The organism is Streptomyces sp. NPDC004266, from assembly GCF_042874095.1.
GTDB lineage: Bacteria > Actinomycetota > Actinomycetes > Streptomycetales > Streptomycetaceae > Streptomyces.
The window spans coordinates 1-12,043 of record NZ_JBIAMM010000008.1; the positions used below are offsets into that span (position 1 = coordinate 1).

General features: G+C 71.4%; 11 protein-coding genes and 1 pseudogene. 6 read left to right on the plus strand and 6 right to left on the minus strand.

Annotation, left to right across the window (positions count from 1 at the left end):
* A pseudogene (locus ACFYUZ_RS20055) lies at positions 1 to 206 on the minus strand (hypothetical protein); the annotation flags it as partial.
* A gap of 120 nt (positions 207 to 326) precedes the next feature.
* Between ACFYUZ_RS20055 and ACFYUZ_RS20060 the strand changes: the two are divergent.
* The 3 genes from ACFYUZ_RS20060 (at position 327) to ACFYUZ_RS20070 (ending at position 2,982) form a co-directional block, all read left to right on the plus strand.
* Positions 327 to 1,754: an MBL fold metallo-hydrolase RNA specificity domain-containing protein gene (locus ACFYUZ_RS20060; protein WP_389311026.1), complete on the plus strand. Its 1,428-nt coding sequence runs from the start codon at positions 327 to 329 to the stop codon at positions 1,752 to 1,754.
* A gap of 93 nt (positions 1,755 to 1,847) precedes the next feature.
* The gene (locus tag ACFYUZ_RS20065; protein ID WP_389311028.1) at positions 1,848 to 2,318 is read left to right on the plus strand and encodes a cyclic nucleotide-binding domain-containing protein; all 471 of its coding nucleotides are present in this window, start codon (positions 1,848 to 1,850) and stop codon (positions 2,316 to 2,318) included.
* Between the two features lie 10 nt (positions 2,319 to 2,328).
* A complete protein-coding gene (locus ACFYUZ_RS20070; RefSeq protein ID WP_389311030.1) occupies positions 2,329 to 2,982 on the plus strand; it encodes a CBS domain-containing protein in 654 nt (217 codons plus the stop codon).
* Between the two features lie 443 nt (positions 2,983 to 3,425).
* On the opposite strand, the gene ACFYUZ_RS20075 is transcribed toward ACFYUZ_RS20070, so the two are convergent.
* Both ACFYUZ_RS20075 and ACFYUZ_RS20080 read right to left on the minus strand, forming a co-directional pair.
* On the minus strand, positions 3,426 to 4,823 hold the full coding sequence (locus tag ACFYUZ_RS20075; protein WP_389311032.1) for an amino acid permease: 1,398 nt from the start codon (positions 4,821 to 4,823) through the stop codon (positions 3,426 to 3,428).
* A 245-nt stretch (positions 4,824 to 5,068) separates the two neighbouring features.
* Positions 5,069 to 5,554: a hypothetical protein gene (locus ACFYUZ_RS20080; protein ID WP_389311034.1), complete on the minus strand. Its 486-nt coding sequence runs from the start codon at positions 5,552 to 5,554 to the stop codon at positions 5,069 to 5,071.
* Here ACFYUZ_RS20080 and ACFYUZ_RS20085 point away from each other — a divergent pair.
* The 3 genes from ACFYUZ_RS20085 (at position 5,538) to ACFYUZ_RS20095 (ending at position 7,287) form a co-directional block, all read left to right on the plus strand.
* On the plus strand, positions 5,538 to 5,786 hold the full coding sequence (locus ACFYUZ_RS20085; RefSeq protein ID WP_389311036.1) for a hypothetical protein: 249 nt from the start codon (positions 5,538 to 5,540) through the stop codon (positions 5,784 to 5,786). The two genes, ACFYUZ_RS20080 and ACFYUZ_RS20085, sit on opposite strands and share 17 nt — an antisense overlap.
* Before the next feature lie 230 nt (positions 5,787 to 6,016).
* Positions 6,017 to 6,622, plus strand: a complete 606-nt coding sequence (locus ACFYUZ_RS20090) for a CBS domain-containing protein (RefSeq protein WP_389311038.1) — start codon at positions 6,017 to 6,019, stop codon at positions 6,620 to 6,622.
* Positions 6,623 to 6,627: 5 nt separating this feature from the next.
* Complete coding sequence (locus tag ACFYUZ_RS20095; RefSeq protein WP_389311040.1) at positions 6,628 to 7,287, plus strand: DUF4389 domain-containing protein; 660 nt, start codon at positions 6,628 to 6,630, stop codon at positions 7,285 to 7,287.
* Here ACFYUZ_RS20095 and ACFYUZ_RS20100 read toward each other — a convergent pair.
* The 3 genes from ACFYUZ_RS20100 to ACFYUZ_RS20110 form a co-directional block, all read right to left on the minus strand.
* Complete coding sequence (locus ACFYUZ_RS20100) at positions 7,257 to 9,878, minus strand: cation-translocating P-type ATPase (protein WP_389311042.1); 2,622 nt, start codon at positions 9,876 to 9,878, stop codon at positions 7,257 to 7,259. The two genes, ACFYUZ_RS20095 and ACFYUZ_RS20100, sit on opposite strands and share 31 nt — an antisense overlap.
* Before the next feature lie 914 nt (positions 9,879 to 10,792).
* Complete coding sequence (locus ACFYUZ_RS20105; RefSeq protein ID WP_389311044.1) at positions 10,793 to 11,248, minus strand: Hsp20/alpha crystallin family protein; 456 nt, start codon at positions 11,246 to 11,248, stop codon at positions 10,793 to 10,795.
* Between the two features lie 213 nt (positions 11,249 to 11,461).
* Positions 11,462 to 11,875: a CBS domain-containing protein gene (locus tag ACFYUZ_RS20110; protein ID WP_389311046.1), complete on the minus strand. Its 414-nt coding sequence runs from the start codon at positions 11,873 to 11,875 to the stop codon at positions 11,462 to 11,464.
* Between the last annotated feature and the right edge of the window lie 168 nt (positions 11,876 to 12,043).

Below are 12,043 nucleotides of genomic sequence, written 5' to 3' on the forward strand. Positions count from 1 at the left end.
ACGTCCTCCCAGCGGTCGAGTTCGCCTGCGTCCAGCGACAGTTGCTCCGAGAGTTCCGAGCGGCGGGCCTCGGGCAGGTCGCCGAGCAGGTCGAGGCCGCGCGCGAGCACCCACGCGGCGGTGGCGTTGGTGTAGGCGTTGTCGTCGATGCCGGGCGTCGAGGCGTCGGGATAGGCGTCGCGGTACCAGTCCGGTCCCACGACCCCGCAGAGTCCTCCTACGGCACATGAGCCGGTCGGCCCACGAAAGGAGCCCGCTTGGACCCTCTGGACCGGCTCGGCCGGATGCGAGGGTGGAGACCGGCCCCCACCGAAGGAGGGCTGGCCATGTCCGAAGCAGCCCCGAACCCCGCTCCCAGCACCCCGCGCCCGGCACTGCTCAGCTTCCTGGGCGGCGTGGGAACCGTCACCGGCAGCAAGTTCCTGGTCGAGAGCGACCATGCGCGGATCCTCGTCGACTGCGGTCTCTTCCAGGGTTTCGCGACCTTGCGGCGTCGCAACTGGGAGCGGTTCGCCCGCGACGCAGCCGACATCGACGCCGTGGTCGTCACCCATGCCCACCTGGACCACTGCGGCTACCTGCCACGCCTGGTCCGGCAGGGTTTTCGTGGACCGATCCTCACCAGCGCCCACACCGCCCGGCTCGCCGGGATCGTGCTGCGCGACAGTGCCCGCCTCCAGATGGAGGCCGCACGGCATGCCGACGAGCACGGCTGGTCCAAGCACCGCCCGGCCAAGCCGCTCTACGACGACTCCGACGTCGAGAAGACGCTGGCGTTCTTCGACCCCGTCGCGGTCGACGAGGACGTCGAGATCATGGCCGGCAACCGGTTGACGCTGCACCACGCCGGGCACGTCCTCGGGTCGGCCTGGGCCCACCTGACGCTGGAGGACGGCCACACCCTGGCCGTCTCCGGAGACCTGGGGCGCCCCGGACACCCGCTGCTGCTGCCACCTGAGCCGTTCTCGGGCGCCGACGTCCTGCTCATGGAGTCGACGTACGGCGACAGGCGCCACGACGAGGAGTCCGGACGCTCGGAGTTCGCCTCCGTCATCGGCCGGACCCTCGCCCGGAACGGCACCGTCGTCATCCCCGCCTTCGCCATCGACCGCACCGAGGTCGTCCTGCACGAACTGACCCGCCTGCGCGAGACGGGCGTGCTGCCCCGGTCCGTACCGGTGTACGTGGACAGCCCGATGGCGCTGGCCGCGCTGGACGTGTATCAGGACGCCGTACGCGAACGGTCCGCCGAACTGCGGCCGGAGATCCTGGCCCGGGGCGAGGCCGACCTGAGCCCGGCGCCGTTCCTCGCCGCCCGCACGGTCCAGGAATCCATCGACATCAACAGCGCGCACGGCCCCGCCGTCATCGTCTCCTCGGCCGGCATGGCGACCGGCGGCCGGGTCCTGCACCACCTGCACCGGCTGCTCCCCGATCCGCGCAACGCGGTCGTCGTGGTCGGCTTCGCCGCCGCCGGCACCCGGGCGCGGGACCTGGTGGGCGGTGCCCGGACGCTGAAGATGTTCGGCGAGTACGTGCCCGTACGGGCCGAGGTCGCCGACGTGCCCCACTTCTCGGCCCACGCCGACGCCGGCCAGATCATCGACTGGCTGCGCGGCGCCCCTCCCCCGCACACCACCTACCTCGTCCACGGCGAACCGGCCGCGTCCGAGGCGCTGCGCGACCGCATCGACCACGAACTGGGCTGGACGGCCGTCGTCCCCCGCTCCGGGGAGGCCGTCCTGGTCCGGTGAGGCGGGCCCTTCGGTCCCCTGGTGTGACCTGCGCGGCCCTGCCCGTGCCCGCACGCCGCGCGGGAGCCTGTGAGGGAAGGGCTGGAGGACATCATGAGCACCACGCGGACGCTGCTGAACGAGCTCTCCCCCGAGGCGCGTGACCGGCTCCTGGAGCACTCCCGCCCGGTCCACTTCGCCGCCGGGACGCGCATCTTCCACGAGCGGCAGCGCGCCGACCGGTTCTGGATCATCGAAACCGGCAGGGTCGATCTCGACACCCATGTCCCGGGGCACCGCAACGCCGTCGTGGACACGCTCGTGGGCGGCGCCCTCCTCGGTTGCTCCTGGAGCATGCCGCCCTACCACTGGCACCTCGGCGCCACGGCGGTCACGGAGGTCCGCGCCCTCGAATTCGATGCCCAGGCCGTGAGGGAGCTCTGCGCGGAGGACCTGTCCGTCGGTGAGGCGGTGTTCGCGTGTGTCGCCGCGACCATGGCGCGGCGGCTCCTTTCGGGCCGCAGCCGTCTCATCGACGACGTCATGCCGCCCGTATGGGCGGAACCCCTCGCAGACGCCCGGTGAGGAGAGAGCCATGACCACCCAGCCGTTCACCGTCGCCGACGTGATGACCAAGAAGGTCGTCGCCGTCCTGCCCGGCGCGGAGTTCAAGGAGATCGTCACCACCATGGAGCGGTGGAAGGTGACCGCCGTGCCCGTGGTCGAGGGGGAGGGCCGAGTCGTCGGAGTCGTCTCCGAAGCGGATCTGCTCCTGAAAGAGGAGTTCCACGACCATCGGGTCGGCCTCGTCGAGCAGATGCGACGCCTGGATGCCACCGCCAAGGCCGGCTCCCGCCGGGCCAAAGACCTGATGACCTCGCCCGCCGTCACCGTCGCCCCCGAGGCGTCACTGCCGCAGGCCGCGCGCCTCATGGCCGCCCATCGCGTGAAGCGGCTGCCGGTCGTCGACGCAAGCGGCGTGATCCAAGGAATCGTGAGCCGTGCCGACCTCCTCAAGGTCTTCCTCCGCCCGGACGACGACCTCGCCGCCGAAGTGCGCCACGACGTCATCGAGCACCTGTTCCCCCTCTCCCGCCACCAGGTCGACGTCCATGTCGACGGCGGCGTCGTTACCCTTTCCGGCGAGGTCCGCGACAGCACGCGCATCCCGCTCGCGGAACGCCTGGCACGGGCTGTCGAAGGCGTGGTGGACGTGCGTTGCGAGCTCACCGCCCCGAGCCGGACGTAGCGCGTGGGGCCGTCCCAGGCGCACGATCTCCGCCACACCCGTGGCCGTGTACGGGTCGCTGAAGAACCCGAGAGCCCGGGGTTTCGAGACGCGGAAGGTCCGGCAGCGCTCTTGGGCCGCGGACCGCCGCCCCGCGGCGCCCGTGGCTGGGGCCCCGGCACACCAGATGGCCTGGCTCCTCAGCGACTGGAGACCGAAGGGAAGCCGGTCCAGAGGGTTTGACCCGATCGCTACCGCACGCATGCCAATGCCACATTCGTGGCGGCACGCGAGGCGCGAGCCTCCCCTTGCCTGTCCATCTCGATCGGCACCGCCGCACCTCGCTCCTACGACCAGGCGGCCCAGCCCTCAAGGAGCTCCGTGAGCGAGAAGTCCCGCCGCATCGCCGCACGGATCGACGATCCCCGTGAGATCCGGCCCCGCATGCCCGTGCGGCCGGCAGGTCAGTCCGTTTCGGCGCGGGCCTCTACGTCCTCGATGCCGGACGGGCGGCCCGCACGTACCCAACGGACGTAGAACGCCCCGGCGATGAGCATGGTCGCGACGAGCGAGAGGACGGGCCAGCCGCGCAGCAGGTTGACGACGAGGGTGAAGGCAACCGCGGCGGCGGCCGTGCCGTTCAGCCAGGCGAGGACCGGCTTGCGCTCGGTACGGGCGAAGCGGGTCATGGCCAGCAGGCCGACGAGGAAGCTGACGAAGACGGCCACCGCGTAGAAGAGGACGAGCTCCTGCTCCTCACCGGCGGCCGCCACGATGATCACCGCGGCAGCGGCCAGGTAGACCACGACGGACCAGTACGGGGTGTGGTGTCGGTTGGTGCGGCCGAGTACGGCGGGCAGCACGCCGGGCCGGTCCGCCGTACCGGCGAGCGCCTTCAGGAGCCCTGGGCCGGCCTGGAAGGAGGAGCTGGCTGCTGCAAGGAGCAGCAGGGAGCTGGTGAGCTGGAAAGCCCCGTAGAGCCAACCGGATCCGGTCGCGGCGTGGGCGATGTCGGCGATCTGGGTGGAGTCCTCCCCGGGGATGCCGATGCGCAGCTGGACGGCGAGGGCGGTCAGCGCCAGGGTCAGGCCGCCGACGATGACGAGGAGCAGGGCGAGGGTGCCGCGGCCGAAGCGGCGGCGGTGGGTGTCGTCGAGCTGGCCGAGCTGGGCGATCGCGGTGGAGGGCGCCTCGACGCCGGTGGCCAGGGCCATGGCCACCGGGAAGGCCAGGACCACGGCGAGGGCCGCCGATCGCCCCGGGTCGGTCGACGCGGGCGCCGTACCGGCCCCGTGCGGCGATACGAAGCCCTGGACGAGGACCGCGACCGCGACCAGCACGAACAACACGGTCATCACCGCGAACAGCAGCCGCCCTCCGTGCCCGAACCAGGTCAGTCCCGCCACCGCAAGGAGCAGGAGAAGGGCGAGCGGGATCCGCCAGGCGCTCATGGCGGGGAAGAGCGCGATCACGGCGCTCGCGGCGGCCGCGATGGAGATCCCGATGGTCAGGACGAAGTCGACGACGAGCGCGCCGATGGGCACGAAGGTCCAGCGCGGACCGAAGGCCCGCCCGGCCGCCGCGGCCGCTCCCCCGCCCTTGGGAAACCGGCGGACCAGCTGCCAGTAGTTCGCGGTCACCACCACGACCAGCCCCACGACCAGGCTCATCGTGGGCAGGAGCAGCGCGAGGTCGCCGTGGAGGGCCCGCAGGGCGGCCTCGATGGCGTAGGCGACCGACGAGACGGGGTCGGCGATGACGGCGAACGCGAACGCGAAGAACAGGACAGACCTGCGCGGTGCGCGCCGCCCGGTGGGTACCTGCGCTGTGGCAGGCGCGGCGGGCTGCTGTATGGCGGTCACGAGAAACGCCCTTCGGGCAAGAGCCGGTCGCATGGACGAGCCCATGCGTGCTCGGCCGCCGACCAGACTTCCCGGCACACCAAGCATCAAGAATACGTCAGCAAAGCGTCAAAGAGTAGCCGAAATACGTTGCGCTCCAGGCGACTTGGTCCACTGAAGAGCCGGCCGACGTGCTGCTGCTCGCCCTCGTCGCGATCACGATCCAGGCATGGATCACCAATCCCAAGGGGCACTGAGGACCCCGCCTACGCCACGCGCGCCCGGCGCTGGTTCTGGGCACTCACCGTGACAGCGGTCTTCTCCGCAGGCCGGCTGTACGACGGGCTGCGGGCCGAGCCGGGCCCGCCACCAGACTCCTCGTCCTGGGTAACACACTCCTGCCGGTCGATTCGCTCGTCCAAGCGGCCAGGAACCTGGCCAGGATCGGCCGCGGACACGGCGGTGGTGCGCGCCCTGACCGGCAAGGGCCGCGGAGCGATCGGCGTCTCGGAGGGCACCGTCGCCCTCGGCGTCCTGGGCAACTGGATGCCCGTGTCACGACGGTACTCGCCGCGGCGGGCGTCCTCCTCGCCCACCCGCGCCAGCGCGCCCTCGTGAGAACGGCCCTGAGCGCGACCTTCGCGTGCCTGGTCGTCGCCATCGGCCTGGTCATCGCCCGCCGCTACTACCTGGGCCACCTCCTGCACTTCCTGCGGATCGCCCTGCGCACCGCTCGTGCTCAGCCCTGTCATCGCCCTCGGCGCCTACTTCATCGGCCCCGGCCGGCTGGCCCGCGCCACCCGCTCCACGGCCGAGCGCGGCGCCGGCTTCGCCGCCGGCTGGTGGAGCGGCCACGGGGTCCACACCGACCCGGTGGGTACCTGGGCGGAGGCCCACCGCCGGTGGCTGGACCTCGGCACGCTGCTCCTCGTCGCCCTGCTGGCCGCCGACGGCCGCAGTGGAGCGAAACCGGACAGGGTCTGACGGCAGAAAAAGAGATTCGAGCCGAGTCCGCACCCGCTTCATATCGCCGGCGTCCAGACCTCGATCAGGTCCTCCGGCTCCCAGGGCCCCGAGCGGGTCTTCGCGGCCTGCGCCGCGGACGACGGACACGGACGTCTCCTTGTGGGCCGTACGGCCCTCCCCGAGCCGAAGCGAGCGGCCCATCCTGAGAGACGGGGCCGCCTTTCGAACGCGCGAGAAGGTGACAAGCGATGAGGCACCGCAGCGTCGCGGATCTGATGACGCCCACCGTGGTCAGCGTCGTGCCGGACACGACGTTCAAGGAGATCGCGCGGCTTCTGGACGAGTTCGACATCACCGCGGTGTGCGTGGTGGACGGGGCGAACCGGCCGCTGGGTGTGGTCTCGGAGGCGGACCTGGTACGCCGCCGTGCCGCCGGGGCCGGGCTCGACACCGCGGGCGCGCTCATGTCGAGTCCCGCCGTCGTCGCCCGACCCGAGTGGAGTGTGGTGCGCGCCGCGCGTGTGATGGACCGGGCCGGCGTCAAGCGCCTGCCCGTGGTCGACGAGGACGGGCAGCTCGTCGGCGTGCTCAGCCGCAGCGACCTCGTCCAGCTGTTCCTGCGCAGGGACCGGGCGATCCAGGAGGAGATCGTCGAGGACGTGATCACCCACACCCTGGGGCTGAGCCCGTCAGCCCTCTCGGTGGAGGTCACGGACGGCAGGGTCACCCTCAGCGGCACGGTCCGCCGCCGCAGCCTCGTTCCGGTGCTTCTCCGGCTCTGCAACAGCGTCGACGGTGTCGTGGGGGTCGTCGACCGGCTCACGTACGAAGACGACGACCTGACGAGGACGTGACGATCATGGACGACCTGAGTGCCTCGTACGCTCCCGTGACGGTGACAGCCGAACTCGACAGTCGGCTGTCCCGCTGGCTGTGGCTGGTGAAATGGATCCTGGTGATCCCCCACTGGATCGTGCTGTTCTTCCTTTGGATCGCCTTCTTCGTCGTGACGGTGATCGCGTTCTTCGCCATCCTGTTCACCGAGCGCTTCCCCCGGGGCCTGTTCGACTTCAACCTCGGCGTCCTCCGCTGGTCCTGGCGCGTGTCGTACTACTCGTACGGTGCCCTCGGCACCGACCGCTACCCGCCCTTCAGCCTGGGCCCCGAATCCGACTACCCCGCCCGGCTCGACATCGCCTACCCGGAGCGGCTCTCCCGCTCGCAGGTGCTGGTCAAGTGGTGGCTGCTCGCCATCCCGCACTATCTGGTGATCGCCTTCTTCACCGGCGGGATGGAGGTGCACTGGTGGAGCGGCGGCCTGATCACGCTCCTCACGCTCATCGCGGGCTTCGCCGTGGCCTTCACCGACCGGTATCCGCGCGACCTGTTCGCCCTGATCGTCGGCCTGAACCGCTGGGTCCTGCGCGTCGCCGCCTACGCGAGCCTCATGACGGACACCTACCCGCCCTTCCGCCTCGACCAGGGTGGTCACGAGCCGGCCGTGGGCGCCGCGCGCTGACGACGGCGCCGCCTGGCGCGCCGGAGCTCGTCCGTGCCCCACACCAGGACCGGGAACATCGCGATGAGCAGGATGACGTCCAGGGGGAGGGCTGCTGTGCCGAAGAGGTGCTGGAGCGGTGGCGCGTAGACGAGCGCTGCGGTGAACGCGAGCTCGAAAGCGATGCCGGTGAGGAGCAGCGGGTTCGAGAACACCCCGATGTCCCGCAGCGCGGCGTGGTCGGTGCGGGCAGCGAAGGCGGTGCCTACCTGGCAGGTGACGATGCCGGCGAAGGTGGCCGTCGTGGCCGTCACGTAAGCGTGGTGCAAGGGGCTGCCCGTGCCTGTGGGATCGCCCGGCTGCCAGCCCGCGCGCCAGAGCACGTAGAAGTAGCCCGCCATGACGAGGGCCGCCGACACCAGACCCAGATAGCCCCAGCTGCGGACGAGCATGTCGCGGGAGATCACGCCCTGGTGCCGTGGCCGGGGCGGCCGCTGCATGATGCCGGGCTCGGAGCGCTCCCGGCCGAGGGCGAGGGCGGGCAGCGTCTCGGTGCCGAGGTCGATGGCGAGGATCTGCAGCACGGTGAGCGGCGGCGGTACCGCGCCGGCGGAGAGCGCGAAGACGAGGAAGGGCACGATCTCCGGGGTCGCGTGGGCGAAGATGTAGACGATGAACTTGCGGACGTTGTCGTAGACGCGGCGCCCGGATTCGACCGCGGTCACGATCGTGGCGAAGTCGTCGTCGGTGAGCACCATGGTGGCGGCCTCGCGGGCCACGTCGGTGCCGGAGCGTCCCATTGCCACCCCGATGTGGGCGCGGTGCAGCGCGGGGGCGTCGTTGACCCCGTCACCCGTCATGGCGACGATCCGGCCGTGGGCCCGCAGGGTGTCCGCCACCTTGAGTTTCGTCTCGGGCGAGGAGCGGGCGAAGACGACCTCGGCGTCGCCCTCCACGAGGAGCCGGTCGAGCTCGTCGTCGCCCAGCGACTCGGAAGCCGTGACCACGTGCAGGCCGGGCACTCCGATGCCCACCTCCCGGGCCACCGCCGCGGCGGTGGCTCCGCTGTCCCCCGTCACGATGTGCACGCACATCCCGGCCTCGTGGCAGCGGCGGACGGCCTCCCCCACCTCGGGGCGCGGGGGGTCGTACAGCCCGACCAGCCCGAGCGGCGCCAGTCCTGACTCTGCGTCCTGACGGCGAGACGGCGGCTCCGCGCCCGGCGGCAGGTCGCGTACGGCGACGGCCAGGACCCGCATACCACCCCGGGCGAGTTCATCCGCCGCCGATCGGGCGGCGTCCGTGGCAGGGCCCGGACGGACACGGGCCAGGACCGCCTCGGGCGCTCCCTTGGCAACGATCCGCAGGCGACCCGTCGCCTCGTCGTCCTGCACGACCGACATCAGCCGCAGCCGCGGATCGAAGCGGAACAGTCTGCGCCGTCCCGCGTCGCGCCGGGTGAGATCCACCGGAGCCCCGTGGTCGGCGGCCCCGGTGACGAGGGCGGCCTCGGTCGGATCGCCGTGCAGCTCGCCCTCCTCCTCGCGGGTGACGGTGGTGCACAGCGCGCTCGCCCGCACCAGCTCCTGCGCCCAGGGGCCGGGCTCCGCTCCGTGCTCTGGGGTCCAGAGAGCCCTCAGACGCATGCGGTTGCGGGTCAGCGTGCCGGTCTTGTCCGTGCAGATGACGCTCGTGGAGCCGAGCGTCTCCACGGCGCTGAGTCGTTTCACCAGGGCGCCCTCGCGGGCCAGCGCGCGGACCCCGACGGCGAGGGCCAGCGTGATGGTCGGCAGCAGTCCCTCGGGGACGTTGGCGACGAGGAGCCCGATGGCGAACATGAGGGAGTCGGTCACCGGCAGTCCGACAGCCACTCCGACGACGAGGAACAGGGCTCCCATGCCGGTGGCGACGCCGGCGATGAGCCAGGCGACCTTCTTGACCTGTCGTTCCAACGGGCTCGCCTCGCGCCGGGTCCGTTGGCTGAGGGCGGCGATCCGGCCGATCTCAGTGTGGTCGCCGGTGGCTAACACGGTGGCCCGGGCCTGTCCCTCGACGCAGGTCGTCCCGCTGAAGACGAGGTTCGGCTCCTCCAGCAACGGGGCGCCGAGGAGTCCGGCCGCGGCCATGCGTTCGGCGGGAACGGACTCCCCCGTGAGCATCGACAGATCGACCTCCACTCCGCCTTCGGTGACGCGCGCGTCGGCGGGGACCTTGTCGCCCTCTTCCAGGAGGATCACGTCGCCCGGCACCAGGTCACGCGCCTCCACGGTGAGCGGCCTGCCGTCGCGTACGACGAGGGCGTGCTCGGGCAGATACCGCGCAAGGGTCTCCACCGCCCGCTCGGCCTGCCGTTCCTGAAGCAGCGCGAAGGCCGCGTTGACGGCGATGACCGCCAGGATCGCCCAGCCGAGCACCCCGAGATCCGCGACGAAGGCCAGTGCGGCGGCGGCCCAGAGCAGCAGTGCGAGGGGGTGGACCAGCTGCCCGACCAGCTCCCGCGCGAAAGAGGAGCGGGCCTTGCGTCGTACCTCGTTGGGCCCGTGAACGGCGAGCCGGCGGGCGGCCTCGCGGGCGGACAGCCCATCCGGCCCGGTGGCCAGTTCCCGGCGCAACCTGGGCAGGGGCTCACTGGGGTCGAAGGGCAGCGCCGGGGCAGGGGCGGTGCTCGGGCCCGCTGCGGTTCGCCCGGCAGCGCGGTCAGTCACCGTCGCCCCCGGCACCACTGCCCCGGTGCAGGCGGCCGGACCACACGGGTTCCACTTGCTCCCACTCCCGTTCCCAGGCCGCGAGCCGGTGGCCTTCGCTCCGCCGCCGTACGAGGAGGACCACGCCGGCTCCCGTCACCCCGACGGCACCCGCTGCCGCCATACCGCCCGAGAGAGAGGTGAACGCTCGGTCCGCAGCGCTGCCCGGGGGTCGGGTGGGGGACCCTGCGTCGTCCACCCAGATCGTCACGACGCGGCCCGGGGGCGTCCTCGGCGGGACGTGGATCGTCCCGGAGCGGCGGACGTGCTCCGGCTGTTCCCACACCGCCGGTGCGAGGGCCTGCGGCTTCGTGCCGTACCCGGCGGCGGGTGTCTCCTTGGCCGGCCCTGTGGTGGTCGCCTGCACCTGATGACGGTGGGCGGCGAGTTCACGATCGGCCCTCGCTCCGGCGTTCCACAGCATTCCGCCGGCCACGGCGCCGCAGACCATGGCGATGATCAGGACGAGGACAAAGACGGCACGCCCGCGGGATCCTTCCACAAGCGGGCTGGACCCACTGCCCGAAGGCTCCTGGTGAGTCATGCCGCACCTCCCGCCGGGTGTGGCCGGATGAGGAACCGCGACACCGCTCAGGGGGTGGTGTCCAGTTCCGTTCCCATGTGGTGGGTCCATGCCCGGATCCGTTCCGGACTGCGGAAGTCGCCGCCCGGCAGGACGACGGCGTCGAAGCCGTCGTCCCGGAGCGTGTTGCCGATCTCCCGGGCGATCCTGGCGGTCCTGCCGGCCTTGCTGCCGTAGGCGACCGGGACTCGCTAGGGGTTCACGACGTGGTGCCTTCGGGCGGGGTGCCGCCTCGCTTCACCGGGATGGTGCGTGCGGTGCCGGTCTCCTGTTCGGGCATCGGGACGCGGATGGTGAGGATGCCGTCCTCGTACGACGCCTCGACGTCGTCGGCCGGGATCGTGGCCGGGAGACGCACGGTCCGGCGGAACGATCCGTAGCGGAACTCCGAGTGCTCCTTGTCCTCCGTGCTCTCACTGTGCTCCGCACTCACCGTGATCAGGTTGTCGTCGACGGTGAGGGTGACGTCGTCGGGGTCCATTCCGGGCAGTTCGGCCCGCAGCACGTACCCGCCGGCGTCGCTTGACACCTCCACGGGAATGGAGTGAGCAGCCGTCGCGGGTCGCCAGCCGGGCAGCCCGGGAAACTCCCGGTTGAACCAGTCGTTGAAGTCGGGGAAGAGGCTGTGCCTGCGTTCCACCTTGCCTCCGGCCATTGTTCTGCTCCTCGTTCCCGGGGCCCAGGGCGGTCGCCGTGGGCCCGATTCGGTACGGACGGGCGGTGGACCGGGTTACGGGGCCGGTCCGACTCCGTAACCCCATCGTCCGCCCGCGAGGTCACATGGCGCAGCATCCAAGGGGGCTGTCCGACGAGGCCGAACGGGCCGCACCGGGACCGACCGGCCCCTTGCGCCACGGTTCCGGTGCTTTCAGCGGCAGATCTCCTCGACGAAGTGGCCCACCCGTTCCTCCGGAAGGTGCCGGGCCAGGTCCGCCTCGCTGATCATGCCGACCAGTCGGTGGTCGTCGATCACGGGCACGCGGCGGACGCGGTGCTCCTGCATCGTGCGGAGCACCTGCTCGCTGTCGGCGTCCACGTCGACCGTGACCGGCTTGCCCTGGGCGAGAAGTCCGGCCGTCATGTGGTGGGGGTCCTTGCCCTTGGCGAGGCACTTCACCACGATGTCCCGGTCGGTGATGATGCCGTGCAGCCGGTTGTCCGGCCCGCAGATGGGCAGTGCGCCGACATCCAGTTCGCTCATGCGCCGTGCTGCGTCCATCAGAGTTTCGTTCTCCTGCACGCAGCTCGCACCGGTGTGCATGATCTCCCTTGCGGTCGTCATGGCCGCGGCCTCCTTTCAGGCCCCCCCTCACTCGTGATCCGGCCGATAGGCCGTTCATTCAGAGTTCAGGGGAAGAGCGTCGACACCCTGATGGTGTGCACGGGGCGCAGGGGAAGCCGGTTCGTTCCCTCCGCGGGTGGCTGGTGCTTCTCGGGGCGACCGCGGCGC